This window comes from Bacteroides sp. MSK.20.82 (genome assembly GCF_019052485.1).
Taxonomy (GTDB): Bacteria; Bacteroidota; Bacteroidia; order Bacteroidales; family Bacteroidaceae; genus Bacteroides; species Bacteroides thetaiotaomicron.
This window is the reverse complement of record NZ_JAHQUN010000075.1, coordinates 1-17,312: the sequence shown is the minus strand read 5'-3', so window position 1 is coordinate 17,312 and position 17,312 is coordinate 1. Positions and strand designations below refer to the sequence as shown.

Annotated in this window: 10 protein-coding genes and 1 pseudogene; 6 read left to right on the top strand and 5 right to left on the bottom strand. The window is 44.0% G+C overall.

Translation table 11 applies throughout. The features are described from left to right. From KTR07_RS28565 to KTR07_RS26500, 5 genes and pseudogenes are all read right to left on the bottom strand, one after another. Positions 1–146: pseudogene (locus KTR07_RS28565) on the bottom strand (phage integrase SAM-like domain-containing protein); the annotation flags it as partial. A gap of 502 nt (positions 147–648) precedes the next feature. Beyond that, complete coding sequence (locus KTR07_RS26515; protein ID WP_011107985.1) at positions 649–1,377, bottom strand: LytTR family DNA-binding domain-containing protein; 729 nt, start codon at positions 1,375–1,377, stop codon at positions 649–651. After that, a complete protein-coding gene (locus KTR07_RS26510) occupies positions 1,377–2,582 on the bottom strand; it encodes a sensor histidine kinase (protein WP_011107986.1) in 1,206 nt (401 codons plus the stop codon). The genes KTR07_RS26515 and KTR07_RS26510 overlap by 1 nt, the downstream gene beginning before the upstream one ends. Positions 2,583–2,681: 99 nt before the next feature. After that, positions 2,682–4,682 carry a carbohydrate-binding domain-containing protein gene (locus KTR07_RS26505; protein ID WP_011107987.1) on the bottom strand — a complete coding sequence of 667 codons (2,001 nt, stop codon included), beginning with the start codon at positions 4,680–4,682 and terminating at the stop codon, positions 2,682–2,684. A 167-nt stretch (positions 4,683–4,849) separates the two neighbouring features. Next, positions 4,850–5,701, bottom strand: a complete 852-nt coding sequence (locus tag KTR07_RS26500) for an AraC family transcriptional regulator (RefSeq protein ID WP_022470046.1) — start codon at positions 5,699–5,701, stop codon at positions 4,850–4,852. Between the two features lie 250 nt (positions 5,702–5,951). On the opposite strand from KTR07_RS26500, the gene KTR07_RS26495 reads away from it, so the two are divergent. The 6 genes from KTR07_RS26495 (at position 5,952) to KTR07_RS26470 (ending at position 17,074) form a co-directional block, all read left to right on the top strand. Then, positions 5,952–7,298, top strand: a complete 1,347-nt coding sequence (locus KTR07_RS26495) for a DUF4925 domain-containing protein (protein WP_011107989.1) — start codon at positions 5,952–5,954, stop codon at positions 7,296–7,298. Between the two features lie 39 nt (positions 7,299–7,337). Next, positions 7,338–10,187, top strand: a complete 2,850-nt coding sequence (locus KTR07_RS26490; protein ID WP_011107990.1) for a TonB-dependent receptor — start codon at positions 7,338–7,340, stop codon at positions 10,185–10,187. Positions 10,188–10,430: 243 nt separating this feature from the next. Beyond that, complete coding sequence (locus KTR07_RS26485) at positions 10,431–12,281, top strand: ATP-binding protein (RefSeq protein ID WP_008767749.1); 1,851 nt, start codon at positions 10,431–10,433, stop codon at positions 12,279–12,281. After that, positions 12,278–14,239, top strand: coding sequence for a HAMP domain-containing sensor histidine kinase (locus KTR07_RS26480; RefSeq protein ID WP_011107991.1), 1,962 nt, complete (start codon positions 12,278–12,280; stop codon positions 14,237–14,239). The genes KTR07_RS26485 and KTR07_RS26480 overlap by 4 nt, the downstream gene beginning before the upstream one ends. A gap of 4 nt (positions 14,240–14,243) precedes the next feature. Then, a complete protein-coding gene (locus KTR07_RS26475; RefSeq protein ID WP_011107992.1) occupies positions 14,244–16,301 on the top strand; it encodes a HAMP domain-containing sensor histidine kinase in 2,058 nt (685 codons plus the stop codon). A gap of 92 nt (positions 16,302–16,393) precedes the next feature. Further along, a complete protein-coding gene (locus KTR07_RS26470) occupies positions 16,394–17,074 on the top strand; it encodes a hypothetical protein (protein ID WP_011107993.1) in 681 nt (226 codons plus the stop codon). Positions 17,075–17,312: the final 238 nt, after the last annotated feature.

Below are 17,312 nucleotides of genomic sequence, written 5' to 3'. Positions count from 1 at the left end.
CTTACTTTCCGGAAAGGAAGCTTATCACTTCCATGAAAGGCAAGGATTGCACTCAGGCTACTCCTGTAAATATGGGCGGTCCCATAATTCCCACTTTCCCGCAGCCCATCGGCTACTTCCTTCATAAACGAAATTAAATTCCCCATTTTCTACTGATTTAAATAATACTCAAAGATACGTTCAGGGAGAAAGTCGTTCCCTTACCCACTACTTTCTCCAGTATTCTTTGTTTTTCTATTCTCTAAATATTAAGAAGACAAAGATAGGGATAAATTTGTTCAATGCTGTACAGAACTAGACATCTTAATCAAAATATAAACATATTTCATACACATAAAAATCGTTTAGATCATGAAGTCTGCATTATCTGTCAATAAAAATCACAGATATTTATAAAATAGACGCTTACTTTTATAAGAAATTGAATATCAAATGGTTATAAATACCTATTTTGGGTTTAAAACCAACGGGCCGTTCCTTTAAAACCAACGACCTGTTTCTTTAAAACCAAGAGGGTGTTCCTCGGTGAGAAATGGGAAATCAGATAAAAACCAATGTGTAAAGAGAATGTGAATATTCATTTTTTTCAAAACAAGCATAATATCATTCAATTATAAGACGTAACAAAATGTAATTATAAAAAACATTCTAAGAGAAACTCAGCTTACTGATATGCTCCGCAAATCTCTCCTTATAATTATCACCAACAGGAATATATGTATTTCTATCAAAGATAATACGAAGCCGGGAAACTTCGGTTATCTTACGCAGATTGACAATGTAAGAACGATGTACCCGCATAAAATACGTTGGAAGCCGTTCCTCCATTTTTTGAAGGCTGGCAAGGGTTATGACCGGTTTATCCTCTCCTTCTATAAAGATACGCACGTATTCGCTCATCCCTTCAATATACCGGATATTTTTCACATCAATGCGCACCACTTTGTAGTCACTCTTTACAAACAAGGAATCTCCTTTAATCTGCGAACTATTTCCCAGTTCTCCCTGCTGTTCCAACATTCGGTATTCGTACTGTTTTCGTGCCTTATCCGCCGCTTTCAGCAAATCCTGAAATTCAAACGGCTTCAATAAATAATCGACAGCATCCAGTTTGAAACCGTCTACCGCATATTCAGAATAAGCTGTAGTAAAGACCACCATCGGACGGCTGATTAAAGAGCGGATAAAATCCAGTCCATTCAAATCGGGCATATTGATATCCACAAATATCAGGTCAATCTCTTCGTCTGCCAATACCTTCATCGCCTCAAAAGCATCCTGACAGGACTTGACTAAAGATAGAAAAGGAACACGGGATATATAATCCGTCAATTGCTTCAATGCCAAAGGTTCATCATCAATCGCTATACATTTCATTATAATAAAGGTATAATAAGTAAGACATCAAATTTATCATCTTCCTCAGTAATGGAGAGAGTGTAATCATTACCAAACAACAACCGCAACCGTTTGCGTATATTCTCCAGACCGATGCCGTGATGTTGCTCGTCAGACGAAGTCCCCGTGCTATTGGTACATCTGAAAGCAAGGCGGTTTCCTTCTTCCAGTTGCATCACAACATGAACAAATGACTCTTTCCTGTAGCTCACTCCATGTTTAAAAGCATTCTCCACAAAAGAAATAAAAAGTAAAGGAGGAATTTGAACTTCGGGCACTTCGAGAGGGAAATTCTTTTCAATAGAAACTTTCTCAGGATAGCGCAAACTCATCAAAGTAACATAATTCTCCAAAAACTGAACCTCGCGCGAAAGCAGAATGGTTTTATTACTGGCCTCATAAAGCACATAGCGCATGAGCTTAGAAAGTTCCACAATCGTACTCTTTGCCTTCCCCGTATCGATATCGACCAAAGCGTGAATATTATTCAGCGTATTCATAAAGAAATGCGGGTTTATCTGATACTTCAGATACTGCAATTCCGACTGTAAACGCTGATGCTCCAGTTCTTTCAGCATTTCTTCATCACGAAAGGATTTAAAAAACAGTTTGACGGCAATATTAAATCCTACCATCAAAAAGGCAATTACACAATGAATAAGGTAACGGATGGTGAAGGGAGGAATGGGATAAGGAGTCGGTTTAGGGAAGCCGCCCGGTCGTTGCGGTTTTTCCAAAACCGGATCGTTTGCCTGAGGCGCTTCCCAATGAACAGACTCTTCCTGTCGAGCCTTCTCTCTCATCTTAATAATCAGGTCTCTCTGACTTTTTCCTTTACCCTTGCGTAGATCGCCATATCTGAATTCCTTTGGAAAACGCTGCATAGAGGGACCGGGAATAACCCAACAAGCAGTAGAGATTAGAAAAGCCAAAGAAATAATATATTGCCAGTACTTTTTCTTAAACAGGAAATATGGAACTAATCCATAATTATTCAACAAAAACAAGACGAAAAAAGGAAGGATGCTCAACCATGAATCATGAACAATTACACGGATTTCTTCTTTTTCGAGTCCACCACTGACGGCAAAGTATCCGCCTATCAGTGGGAGAAGAAAAATAACTGTCCAGATAGCCCCATAAATGCTCTGCTCCAGCAATTGTTGTTTACGCAGTCTTTCCATGCTTCATTGTTCCAAATTACTGATACAAAGATAGAACCGTTACTTCTTCTCCACAAAAATAATCGACCAAAGGACTTATTTCAACGGTAAACTGCTATTTTACCATCCTCCGGGGCGTCCTCCTCCACCGGGCTGACCACCACCCGGATTGGAGTTCACATTTCCTACCTGCGTCACCATTGAACCGGCTGTAAAGGTAGCCGCCTGCGTGCCACCGGAATAAGAACTTCCCGTATAAAGTCCGAAGAACTCACTGCCTCCCGAAACAGAACCGCCTTTGGAGATCGTATAGCTGCCTCCCGAAGCCAGGTTCGGGCTACTGAACAACAACGTCATCTGGGAATAATTGCGGGGAATCTGATATGTCAGAACATTGGTACCATCCGCAGACTGGATATTCAGAATTTCTCCGTTCGATCCCGAACCGCCATAAATAACGCTGCGCTGTGTACACACACTTGAAGTAGGAGTACTCGTCCCCCCGCCTATGCCGAGTACAATTCCTCCGGTAATTTTAAACGTATTCTGATCACAATCGAAACCGTCTTCGGGCGAAGTAGTTCCTGAAGCGATCACAACTCCGCCGGTAATGGTCAGCGTACCATTGGAATCGATGCCGTCATTGCCGGAACTGTAGCAATAAATACTTCCGCCATTGATCACAATACTGTTACTCGCATTCATACAATCGTCGTAACAGAGAGCGGCAATCATACCATCATTAACGGTCAGCACACTTTTACTCTCAATACCTTCGCTGCCCTCTCCTCCCGTGGCTCTTACCAGCACCGTTCCTCCGTTGATGGTCAATGCGCCTTCCGCTTTCATTGCTTTAGCTGATGAATCGAGCTTGCCGTATACATACTGTGTACCGGTAGTGATCACTTTTACCGTACCGTCATGGATAGTAATAGAACCGTCGCAATTCATACCTTTGCCCGCAGCTCCCGTACTTTGAAGAGCTATTTCGCCTCCTTCAATTACTATATCTCCATCACACTTGATTCCTGCACACGAACTCAGATCATCATCTTCATAAAGAGGTTTCTGAGAAGTGAATGCGGTTATCTTTCCTCCGGAAACCGTCAGGTTTCCATTGCACGAAATTCCTTTGGAACCGGCTCCCGTAACTTCCGCCTGAAGAGCGCCTCCGCTGATTATCACATCTAACTCCGATTTAAAACCATGCGCTTTATCAGCCGTAGTGGCAACTTTGACAAAACCACCTGTCATCGTGATTCCTCCGTCTTCACATTGGATGGCGTCTTCCGTAGAAGAGATATTCAACACTCCGCCGCCGATGATAACGGCATCATTGGTATGGATTCCATCTTTCACTGCCGAAGGTACCGAGATATTGCATCCGCTACGCAGACGTATGTATTCGTCACTGACTATCGCATGTTTATAATTTCCGGTTACCGACAGCGAACCGCTTCCACTGAATATCAGCTGTCCTTCACTAAAGAAACAGGACTTCATATCTTCTCCGTCAGTCAGTGTATAAGATGTTCCGTCGGTCAGTGTATTGGTCGTACCCTCCGCGCAGACAACAAATACCCGTTTCGATGACTGAATATTAATGGCAGCACCCACAGGATTATGAATAGACGTTCCACTCAATGACAGTTTGAACTTCTTTTCACTATATACCTTAAACGAACCGTCTGTCGTAGCACCTTTCAAGACATACTCTATTCCCTTGACCGTAGAGTTCACTACTATATGCGCTCCGTTCTGCGAAACACTTACCCCATCAACTTCATTGCTGACAGTAGCCGTGGCCCCGTCATAACTGACAGTAACTACAGAAGTGAATGATGAGTTTTCTATAAAATCATCATAATTCGCATCATTTTCATCCGTCACCACAGTCTCTGACATACTGCCGTAAGTTGTCCGATCACTTTCATCGAAAGCAATCGTAAAATTCAGCAAATCATCCGATTCTTCAGGAACAGTAGGATTGGGCTGGCTGCCTCCTTCTTCATCCGAACCGCCTCCCCATTTCCCCTCGTCAAACTCAGTCGAATCCGTCGTACAGCTTACCGACAACAACAGCAAGGAGGACAACATTAAAAATAGTACATTCTTTTTCATAATTTCCCTTTATTATCATATTATAATTGCGCAATTACAAATATATGCCGGAAAGAGAAGAATAAGAAAAAAAATCAATGAATCGGGTATTCTTATCGGTAAACTGCCTTTATTTTCCACAGAAAGAAAACTGCGTATGAACGAAAAATGTATCCGATCGTTAACATTCAGCATTCCCTGTATTCCTGTGGAGTCATTTTCACATGTTTACGGAAATATTTATTAAAAAAGGAAAGATTATTAAATCCTAATGAAAAAGCAATTTCCTTCACCGGCAATCGGGTTGACTTCAATTGTGCCTTGGCATTCATGATAATAATTCCCGTGATAATCGCCAGTGGACTATGCCCGCTGGCTTTACGGATGGCACCGGAAAAATGAGCCGGAGTTACTCCGCACTTCTTCGCATAAAAAGAAACTTCGTGTTCCTGTGTATAGTGAGTCATCAGCAACTGGATAAACTGGCGATAAAGTTCATGTTCCCGCTTGATAGGTTCGTTAGTAGTCGGCTTACAGCGTTTATACAACTCACCCACCCCCTGAAAGAATATAGTAAAAATAGACATTAATATTTCTTTGTTATCCAGTGTGTTCGGTAAAGAATAGGCACGGATAAGCAGGCTGAAAGCGTTTCGGTATAATTGCGCTACCTCTTCCTGTAATGCCATAATAGGATTGTCCAAAATCATAGGGAGAAAATCCAGATAGGTCTCTACATAACTTACACGGGAGATAAATTCCGAAGAAAAGCCCGCAAAGCAGACACGGGTATCCGAAGATACTTCGTGAATCTGTATGAATGATCCGGGGAGGACAGTCACAAAGTCATTATGGGTAATGGTATACTCGGACAGGTTGATAGTGGCACGTACAGTTCCCCGCGTGCAAAGAACAAAGACTCCCGCCTTTATATGGCAGGGAAAACGACCGTATTGATTCAGAATATCACCGGTTATGCTGTCATCTGTAACAAAATCGACCGGAAGGTCAAACTTGGGAAGAGCATCATCTATGATCATAATTAAGAAATTTAGTTCCACAAAGATATCTTTTTCCATTCGAATTTCCTCCAAGTTCTTTATTAAAATATGAAAAACAGAACATCTATTATTTAAAAGAGAACATTACAGTTATCTATTCAAATACACGTGCATATAAAATAGTTAAAATAGAACATCGAATACCAAGAATAGAGCTTGATGTAGAAACAATATTAACCGACATTTGCAATGTTTTAATAAATACGTTGAAATAAAAACAAAAAAGAGAATGAAAACATTACGAAAACTATTTTATGTAGCTTGTACAACATTCTTCCTTACATCTTGCGAAGAAACCTACAATGACAAGCTGTTCTGGCCAGGCGAACTCAGTCAGGAATATGGCTCGTATATCAAACCATCCACTCTGGATCTGACCTACAGCGGAGAAAAGTTAATCGGAAAAACCGTCAGCTTTCAGACAGAAGACAGTAAAAAAGGAACATTGACATTAAACGATATCATTCCGGGAGAAAAAGAGACATCATTCCGGATAAACTTATCAGAGCAGGAAGACAACTATACGTTCAGCGGAGAAACAGTTTCGGGCGCAGGAGCAACCGTGAAATACGCCGGCTCCATTACTCCGAAGACGATGAAACTGGACTTGAATGTAACGATGCCGCAAAATCAATGGATAAAAACTTATCAGATGAGCGAACTGACACGCGGCAGAGGAAAAGATGTCATACGCAATCAGACGACCGGCGAATATGAATGGGGAGAGTCGGACAATCAGATACTGACAGCAGCCCTTTATACCGACATGGATTTAGAGATGGTAAAGGAGGCGGGAAGTTTGTACGCAACCGTATCCGTTATTATAAAAGGCATGGGAGGATACCTCCTGCCGCAATTACTCAAAAGTGTCACTCTGGAATCCGACGGAAACATTACGGCCGAATATACATCGGACGAACTGCAATTGGGGGAACAGAAGTTCAGCGAAATCGACATGGATAATCCCGCATCCCAGCAACAAGTCATTAATTTCATTATGATGAAGTTAATGTTCAATACATTGTCTGCCGATGATATTACTGCCGCAACCCAAGGACGCAATTATGCAGATTCTCCCCGGGGACTGGCTTTCTGGTATCTGAAAAATGACCTTCTCTATGTCAAACTGAACCTTCCAAGCATTATCAGCTTGGCCATGCAAGGGCAGGGACAGACGGTCGATGCTCATCTGATAGCAGGCATTGCAGATGCTATCCTGAAATCCAATCCTTTCTTACTGAAGACTCTACTGGGAGTTGTGAGCGAATCATTGGACAACTCTTTATTATCTATGATCGCCAATATGGATCACCAAAGTTTTCAGATGTTCTTCTCATGGATAAAGGAAGGTATCCCCATGCAGATAGAAAAGGAGAACGGACATACGCATATCTATCTGAACAGGGAAGCGCTGAGTCCTCTCATAGCCTTCATCCCCCATCTTCAGCCAGTGATGGAAGGTATTCCTAACTTCGGTCCGATGTTGTACAATTCCTATTTAGGTCCACTGTATGACAACTGGTCTATCATCACCCAACTGGACTTGGGACTCGACCTGACCGACAAAAATGAATGAGACTTTCCACCAGAAGAAAAAACATAAATTACAGAAACAATGAAGAAACTATATATTCTGACATTATTCATCTGCCTTGCCGGATTCGGGAATAGTTTTGCCCAGACATTGAAAGGGCATATATATGACGCCAATACCAATGAACCTTTGGTTGGCGCCGCAGTAACGTATAAATTGCACGGCAATCAGGGAACCGTGTCCGATATAAACGGAGCGTATGAAATCAAACTTCCGGAGGGAGGTGTCGACCTTGTGTTCAGCTATATCGGTTACGAAGACGTTCTGATGCCCATTGTTATCGGCAAACGTGAAGTGATCACTAAAGACGTGTACATGAAAGAAAGTACCAAGCTGCTGGAAGAGGTAGTGGTAAGCGCCGGACGCTTTGAGCAAAAGCTCAGTAATGTCACCGTATCCATGGACTTGGTGAAAGCAGGCGATATCGCCCGTCAGGCACCGACGGATATCACTTCTACTCTCCGCACGCTGCCCGGCGTGGACATTGTGGACAAACAGCCTTCCATGCGTGGCGGCAGCGGATGGACCTACGGAGTAGGTGCCCGCAGCCAGATTCTGGTAGACGGAATGAGCACCCTAAATCCAAAAACCGGAGAAATCAACTGGAACACCGTACCTCTAGAAAACATCGAACAGATAGAAGTAATCAAAGGAGCCTCATCCGTTTTGTACGGTTCGTCTGCTCTCAACGGTATTATCAATATCCGTACCGCCCGTCCGGGATTAACACCGAAAACCCGCTTCAGCGCCTATATCGGTATATATGGTGATGCCGAAAACGATGAATACCAATGGAGCGACAAGAGTTTCTGGAAAGACGACAAGTATTCCGTCAAACCCATCCTGCGCGGAAACCTTCTCAGCGGCATACGAAACCCTATTTATGAAGGCTTCGATCTCTCCCACTCCCGCCGTATCGGCAACTTTGACGTCAGCGGAAGCATTAACCTCTTTACCGATGAGGGATACCGTCAACAAGGATATAACAAACGTTTCCGCATGGGCGGCAACCTGACTTATCATCAACCGGACATGGGTATGAAGATATTGAACTATGGTCTGAATGTTGATTTTCTTTCCAATCAGTACGGAGATTTCTTCATCTGGAGATCACCAACAGAAGTTTACAAACCTTCTCCTTTCACCAACATGGGACGCGAAGAAAACAACTTCCACATCGACCCGTTCATCAACTACGTGAATCCGGAAAACGGAACGTCACACAAGATCAAAGGACGTTTCTATCATAGTGCCGACAACATAGTCAAACCCAGTCAGGGAAACTCCATCACCGACATCCTTGGAAATATGGGAACGAATGCCCAGACTATACAGAATATAGCAGGCGGCGATTACAGTTCGCTCTACCCGGCATTGGTCGGCATCGGCTCCGGTCTGATCAACAATAATCTGGAAGATGCCATGAACGGGGTATTCACTTCCTTGGGCAACATCTTCCCCAACGCCACTACCGCCGATTATTGTGACCTCATCTCGTGGGTGATGGACAACGGACTGCCAAGTGACCTGATGAACGGCATACAAAATGGACAAGTCCCCAGTGATCTCATCCCCTGGCTGTCCAACGTAATGAATCCGACCCGAAACAACGTTCAGACGAAAACGGACAAGAACTATAATTATTATCTTGACTACCAGTTCAACAAGAAATGGGACGGCGGCGCACAGATCACTACCGGAATGACTTACGAGCACGTCCGCTACAATTCTTCCATCATGGATCAGGTGTACAAAAGCGATAATGTAGCCGCCTTCTTCCAGTACGACCAGCGCTTCTGGGACCGCCTGAGCGTATCGGCAGGGGTACGAGCCGAATACTACCGTGTGAACAACCATCACCGTGAAGCAGAAACGAAAATATTCGGAGCCAAAGTTCCGTTCCGCCCCGTGTTCCGTGCCGGACTGAACTATCAGTTAGCCGATTACAGCTTTATCCGTGCCAGCGCCGGACAAGGTTACCGCAACCCGTCCATCAACGAGAAATATCTCCGCAAGGACATCGGAGGAGTAGGTATCTATCCGAACCTCGACATCAAACCGGAGAAAGGTTACAATGCCGAACTGGGATTCAAGCAAGGATACAAGATCGGCAACTTCCAAGGATTTGTAGACGTAGCCGGATTCTATACCGAGTACAGAGACATGGTTGAATTTCAGTTCGGACTGTTCAATAACGCAGACTACAGCATGATCAACAGCATCAGCGATGCCATCCAGATGGTGACGGACGGCAAAGGTTTCGGTATCGGAGCACAGTTCCACAACGTATCGAAAGCGCAAATCTACGGTATGGAGATTTCGACAAACGGCGTTTATGACTTCAACAAGAATACGAAACTATTCTATAATCTGGGATATGTATATACCGAGCCTCGCGACGCTGACTATAAGGAACGCAATGAAATAGAAGATTTATACACCGACGCCCTTCAGATGAAGGAGAAGTCGAATACAGGCAAATATCTGAAATACCGCCCGAAGCACAGCTTTAAAGCAACAGTCGATTTCCAATGGAAGCGTATCAATCTGGGTGCCAACTTTGCATGGAAGAGCAAGATACTGGCAGTGGACTACCTCATGATGGACGAACGTGAAAAGCAACAACAAGACTTAATGGACTATGTACGCACGATCCTCTTCGGAAAATCGAGAGGAGAAACACTGGCTACTTACTGGAAAAAACATAATACAGACTATGCCACCGTTGACTTGCGCTTCGGGGTAAAAGCGACCAAAGAAGTCGCCTTCCAATTCATGGTCAACAACCTGTTGAATAAAGAATACAGTTACCGCCCGATGGCAGTAGCCGCTCCCCGTACTTTTGTAGTGAAAATGGACATCACATTCTGAAAAACTCACTTAGATTACTGGTTAAATCTGTCGGGGAGACTTCCCCGACAGATTTTTTTATATACATCCACACAGAATAAAGCCTCAGCTCCCGGATGGCCGGCAACAGAACCAATGAAACGAACAAGCAGCAACGTATATTAACACAAAGAGAAAAATATTCACCGCCAACCTACCGCTTCTTTGTGATTTTTGCTTATTTTTGGCAACTAGTATAACACATACAACAAAACACCACTTTTAATGAAGAGGAATATCTATATATTATTTACTATAGGTCTGTTTATCCGGATTCTCCCCTCACATTCAGTAAACCTGAATACCGAACGACTGTCCAATTTGAAACGCCTGATAGAAAACAACATTGCGTACGATTCCATCGCGCCGATAGACAGCGTTATCGCCTGGGGACAGCAACTGAGCCCTATACTGGAAAAGGAAAACAAGATGGAACTGTCTTTCAGCATCCGGCAACTGGTGGTTTACATCTACTCCCTGCGCGGAGACATCGGGAAAGCAATCGACGAAGCGCGACAAATGTACGAAAAAGCAGAAACGATGAGATATGATTTAGGAATAGCCCTTTCGAGCGCAGCTATCGGAGATGCCTATTTCTGCTCCAATATGCCCGAAGAAGCCACTGATTCTTATAAGGAAGCCATCCGTTATCCCGCCTCGCCTTCGGAGAACAACCATTATAAAGAAATGACTATCCTGAAACTTATACAGGTGCTTATTCTGACTCAAAGGACAGAGGAAGCAGAGAAATACAGAAAGATACTTTCCGAATCAAAATCCATACAGACCCATCAGACGCTGCAATTTCTGACACTTGCTACAGATGTTTCTTACTATATCCAGAAGAACGATCTGCGCAATGCGAACAACTGCCTGCTGCAAGCAGAGCAAATCTACCTTTCGGACAGGCAACCTTATTATCGCACCACCTACAATTATATGCAAGGACGATATAACGAAGCAACAGGGAACTACAATCTTGCATTACAGTATTACAATGAGATTCTGACCGGCATCCGGCAAAAGACGCGCTCCATCATCTACCTGCAAGTAGCTTATGCCAAAGCGAACTTACTGATAGAAATGGGCAGTAAAGTAGAAGCGGCGCATCTGTATGAAGAAATCAGTATCGTCACCGATTCGGTAGTCGCTCCCAGCTATGCACACCGCATCAACAGCCTTCGGGCATCTTATGAGGAAAACCGGATGAAAGTAGAGAATAAAGCCGAGTTCAACCGTATTTTCATGGGCGGCATTTTAATAGGAGTCATAGTGCTGGGCATCATGATTTACCTCGTGATACACATATTAAAACAAAACAAGAAGATAGCGGAATCCAAAATCCGCATGGAGCAATCACGACTCAACGCCGAGAATGCCATGCAGACCAAAAGTCTTTTCCTCTCCAACATGAGCCATGAGATACGGACTCCGCTGAGTGCCCTCTCCGGCTTCTCCAGTCTGCTGACCGAGCAGGCACTCGACGCCGAAACACGCCGCCAATGCGGCGACATCATCCAGCAAAACTCCGACTTGTTGCTAAAACTAATAAATGACGTAATCGACCTTTCCAATCTGGAGATCGGAAACATGAAGTTCAACTTCACCTATTGTGACGCTATCGCCATCTGCAATAACGTAATCGATACCGTCAACAAAGTAAAGCAGACACAAGCCGAGCTCCGTTTCAACACATCGCTGGCTTCCCTAAAGTTATACACTGACGATTCACGCCTGCAACAGTTACTGATCAACCTATTGATCAACGCCACGAAGTTCACCCCGCAGGGAAGTATCACGCTGGAAGTCCGTCAGGAATCGGAAGAATTTGCGCTCTTCTCCGTCACCGACACCGGTTGCGGAATCCCACTGGAAAAGCAAAGTTCCATTTTCAACCGCTTTGAAAAACTGAACGAAGGAGCACAGGGAACCGGACTCGGCCTCTCTATCTGCCAACTGATCATTGAACGGATCGGCGGCAGCATATGGATAGACCCTGCCTACACCACCGGATGCAGATTTTATTTCACCCATCCCATCAACCCCACAAAAGAAGGAAAGGAGGCACAGTCATGAAACGGTTATGGATATTCTTCATACTGATCGTACTGGCAGGAGGAACCGGCAAGGCTCTCTCCAGCAATAACGAAGCTGCCAAAGACAGTCTGCTTCAGATACTGGACACTTTGCCGGCCGATTCTTCCCGGCTGGAGATGCTTTATTCACTCGCTTATCTGGACCCGATGTCACCTTCCTGCGTCTACTATCTGGGAAAATTATTGGAGGAAGCTACCACACAGGACAACAAGTATTATCAGTGTCTTGCTCTGTATGCCCATGTCGTTTATTACTTCAACCACCAAGACGAAGAAAACACAGTCATCTGGATGGACAAGCTCTCTCCGGTTGCTTTAAAAAACAACTCCTACAGCTTATACTTCGAAGGAAAAAGAGCAGAAATAACCATACATATCATAAAGCATAAAATAGAATATAGCATCACCCAAGCCGAAGAGATGTTTAAACTGGCACAAAAGTTAAACAATCCCCAAGGAATGTCATCGGCCAAACTATGCCTGATGACTGCTTATATGATGACCGCCCGCTTTAAAGAAGGCGAAGAGGCCGGATTCGAAGCCTACCGCCTTCTGCCACCCGCCGCCTCCCTGGAATCGCGCAAAAGCGTGCTCCAAGAAATAGCCTTATCTTGTTCCGCCACTAGAAACAAAAACTTCCTGAAGTACCTGCAGGAATACAAGAAAGTGCTGGACACACTATCAGAAGCAAAGCAGACACCCAAAGCATACAGCTACCTGTTATTGGAGTCTCTCTATGCCGACTATTATCTGAATGAAGGCACACTGGACGAAGCCCGCCCCCATCTGAAAAAGATGGATGAATACTTCTCTCCTACCACTTACATTCCTTGCCGGGGATTATATTATAATGTGTATTCCCATTATTACCGGATTACCAAAGAATACGAAAAGGCCCTGTCATACTCTCAAAATGCTATCGAACTCCTGTCCGAAGTATCGGACAATGAAGGGCTGAACTACAAAATAGAACATGCAAGCATTCTTACAGAGGCGGGACAAGCGGATGAAGCAATCCCGTTATTCCAAAGTTTGCTGGCGAAAAAAGACTCATTCTATCGGGCACTATCCATCTCGCAGACGAATGAAATCTATCAGATGCGCAACATGGACAACCTGCTTCTTGAAAAAGAACAGTACAAAGCAATGGTTCATTATGCCGGACTGACTCTGATAGCCATCGCACTGCTTATCCTGATTCCGTCTACCATACGTATCTATTATGTACGCAAGAAATTGAGGAAAGAAGAAGAGGAAATCCGCAAGATGAGCCAGATTGCGGAAGAAGCGAACGAAGTAAAAAGCCGCTTCCTTGTTAACATGAGCTATAACATACGCATCCCGTTGAATAACGTCTTAGGGTTTTCTCAACTCATGACTACTGATCCGGAAAGCATGGATGCCGACCAATGGAAAGAATATTCGGAGATTATCCAGACCAACTCCGCCGAACTGATACAACTGGTGAACGACGTGCTCGACCTCTCCAGACTGGAGGCCGGAAGAACGAAATGGCAGATACAGGAGCACGAAATCATCTCCTTGTGCTCGGACGTTCTCGGTATGGTACGCATGAGATGCGGAGATAAGATACAGGCAGACTTTCATACGGAAATAGAAAGCCAGCCGTTTCAGGTAGACACCGCCCGATTCACACAATTGATTCTCAGTACACTGATCTACACAGACCCGTGTGAAGAGAAAAGGAAAGTGTCTCTCTATCTGGAACGTGACACGCAACGGGAACTATTTGTCTTTCGGGTAGTCAACAGTCCGTTAGCCGATCCGGCCTTGCAAACACAAAAAGCAGAAGTACGCCATAGCATCAACCGTCTGACAATCGAATATTTCAAAGGTACATATACGATTGAACCGAATACTCCGGAAGGTCCCGTACTGACTTTCACATATCCTTATTCCAAAACAAATAATATCTAATCATATGACCAAGAATCTGATCACACGAAAAATACAATTCTTATTTCTCATCGGAGCTATCCTGCTAGCGCCCTCTATCGCACGTGCTTCCGCCGTTACGGCTTCCGTCGACAGTCTGCAGAATCTCTTGCAAAACGACACGGATGCCGGGCAACGGGCCATTATCTATATTCATCTGGCGGATATCCACGTAGACAGCCTCAACATTTCCTCCCAATATTGGGACAAAGCCCTCACCGAGGCCGCAAAAGCCAAAGACGAATATATGATGAAGCTCGCACTCGATAATCTGATACAACGATATGCTTCCAAAAACAAAGAGAAGGTAGAAAAGTATATAACCTTCGCCCGACAATATCTGCCGGAAGAACACAACACCCTTTTCCGGTATTACTTGTATTGTTACAACATCTGGGCGGAAATGCGAAAGAACAATTCGCTGGAAACAATCGAACAGGAACTGGACAAGCTGAAAAAGGAAAATCACGGACAAATGACACCTGAAGAACAAATTCAATGGGAATATCTGACCGGAGTATCACTCGATTATTCAGCGGTACTGACACATTCATACAATGAAGTTTCCAAAGCCATTCCTTACGTAGAGCGCGCACTGGAGATACTAGCCCCTTATCCTTTGCAAGACAGGGTGCACTTCGAAATATTGTGCCACTACGAACTGGCAGACTTATATACAACTGTTGAAAACAAAAAGGCAGTAGACGAAGTGAACAAAATGATCGAGCTACACAAGCAATGGAATCATCTGAATACGACTTTCGACCGGAGATTTCTGGACGAATCACATTACTACATGGCTAAATATTCGCAGATTATTTTCATGGCAGATCTTATTTCGAAAGAAGAGATAAAGGACTATTATCAGAAATATATCCAGATAGCAAATAAAAAGAAGGTTGTAAAAAGCACTTACGAGACGACAGCAAGATATTATCAGACAATAGGCGAATACAAAAAGGCGATAGCTTACATTGATTCCGCCACTCAAACAGACCATTTCCAACCAGTCAACCTCGTTCCCATACTCAATGCGAAAGCCGGTCTGTACTATAAACTGAATGATTATAAAAACGCATATCTGACTTTAAAAGAAAGCAATAAGAACCGGATGTCGGATAAATCACAAAAAAGAGAGCAACAAATGATCGAAATGCAAACCCGCTTCGACGTCAACAAACTGGAACTGGAAAAGAGCAAACTCGCCAACAAAAACAAACAAATCGCACTGACCGGTACTTTTATCTTATTACTGGCAGCAATCGGATGGAGCATCTATCAGCGAACGATGGTAAAACGGCTGAAGAAAATGCACTGCGCACTAATGACTGCGCACGAAGAAGTCAGAAAACAAAGCATGAAAGCCACCGAAAGCGAGAAGATGAAAACGGCTTTCCTCAACTCTATCTGTCATGAAATACGTACTCCGCTCAATTCAATCGCCGGATTCTCCGAACTGATCTTCGATGAATCTTTAGACACGGCCACCAGACAAGAATTCCGGCAGTTGATACAAAGCAATTCTACCGCGTTAGCTTCTTTGATGGACAATATGCTGGAGCTGTCTCAGCTTGTCAGCTCCGAACTGCCTCTTCCTGTGGAGTCTACCGACGTATACGGACTATGTGTTGAAGAAATGGCCAAACTTAAGGAAACTCTGTCCAAGCCGAACATCGAATGTATCATCACAGGCGATAAAGACGGAATGACGGCACAGACAAACGCCTTTTATCTCTCCCGTGTGATTGGCAATTTACTAAGTAACTCCGCCAAGTTTACAGAAAGCGGAACAATCACACTGACCTGCAACATCGACAAAGAAAAAGGACAACTGGTGATCTCCGTCACCGATACGGGCATCGGCATCCCTGCCGACAAGCAGGAATGGGTGTTCGAACGTTTCACCAAAGTAGATGACTTCAAACCGGGCACCGGACTTGGCCTGTACATCTGCCGCATCATCATACAACGGCTCGGAGGGCAAATCAGAATAGATACCGGCTATACTTCCGGCTGCAAAATGGTGGTTACTCTTCCCGTTTAACCACCTGTCCGAATGCTTTTTCTGTTTCCGGGTCCTTTCAGATTCGTCAACAATTCGTATCTTTGCCGCCCGAATACAACAAAGTCATCAAAATGAAAAAACGAATTTTACTGATTGCACTCTTATTTTGTTCCGTTTTAGCACAGGCACAGGATGTTTTTGTAACAGCGGATTTTGTCAGCAGCTACATTTGGAGAGGTATGGACAGCGGTAACGCCAGCGTACAACCGTCATTGGGCGTCAACTGGAAAGGACTGACTGCCTACGTCTGGGGTTCGACCGAATTTCGCCATAAGAATAATGAAATAGATTTGTCATTGGAATACGAATACAGGAATCTGACCTTATACGCCAACAACTACTTCACGCAAACGGAAGAAGAACCTTTCAAGTACTTCAATTACAGTTCACACTCCACCGGACATACTTTTGAAGTCGGTGCCGGATATATGATTAGTGAAAAGTTCCCGCTTTCAGTCAGCTGGTACACCACATTTGCGGGGAATGATTACCGCGAAAACGGGAAACGTGCGTGGTCCAGTTACTGCGAACTCAGTTATCCGTTCAGTATAAAGAAGGTGGACCTTGCCCTTGAAGCAGGCTTTACCCCTTGGGACGGCATGTATTCCGATAAATTCAACGTTGTCAACATCGGACTTTCGGCCACCAAAGAACTAAAGATTACCTCTACTTTCTCTTTGCCGATCTTCGGAAAAGTGATCGCCAATCCTTATGAAGAGCAAGTATACTTTGTAGTCGGCCTTACCTTATAACCCAAGCATATATAGCTTTCAGTAGTTTCCACCGCTTGAAACTACAGTTTCATCACCTTGAAACCAGAGTTTCTGCAGCTTGAAACTTTAGTTTCTGCGGCTTGGAACTAAAGTTTCTGCAGCTTGGAACCATTAGTTTCAAGGCGTTGGAACCATTGGTTTCAAGGCTTTGGAACTATAGTTTGATGTGTACTGGTTTTAGTTGACAACTTCGTTTGTTATAACTGAATTAGTTTAC

Coding starts and splice junctions, on each gene's coding strand:
- KTR07_RS26500 (WP_022470046.1), bottom strand. CDS start 5,701: ATGATCATAGATGATGCTCTTCCCAAGTTTGACCTTCCGGTCGATTTT.
- KTR07_RS26495 (WP_011107989.1), top strand. CDS start 5,952: ATGAAAACATTACGAAAACTATTTTATGTAGCTTGTACAACATTCTTC.
- KTR07_RS26510 (WP_011107986.1), bottom strand. CDS start 2,582: ATGGAAAGACTGCGTAAACAACAATTGCTGGAGCAGAGCATTTATGGG.
- KTR07_RS26515 (WP_011107985.1), bottom strand. CDS start 1,377: ATGAAATGTATAGCGATTGATGATGAACCTTTGGCATTGAAGCAATTG.
- KTR07_RS26480 (WP_011107991.1), top strand. CDS start 12,278: ATGAAACGGTTATGGATATTCTTCATACTGATCGTACTGGCAGGAGGA.
- KTR07_RS26470 (WP_011107993.1), top strand. CDS start 16,394: ATGAAAAAACGAATTTTACTGATTGCACTCTTATTTTGTTCCGTTTTA.
- KTR07_RS26485 (WP_008767749.1), top strand. CDS start 10,431: ATGAAGAGGAATATCTATATATTATTTACTATAGGTCTGTTTATCCGG.
- KTR07_RS26505 (WP_011107987.1), bottom strand. CDS start 4,682: ATGAAAAAGAATGTACTATTTTTAATGTTGTCCTCCTTGCTGTTGTTG.
- KTR07_RS26490 (WP_011107990.1), top strand. CDS start 7,338: ATGAAGAAACTATATATTCTGACATTATTCATCTGCCTTGCCGGATTC.
- KTR07_RS26475 (WP_011107992.1), top strand. CDS start 14,244: ATGACCAAGAATCTGATCACACGAAAAATACAATTCTTATTTCTCATC.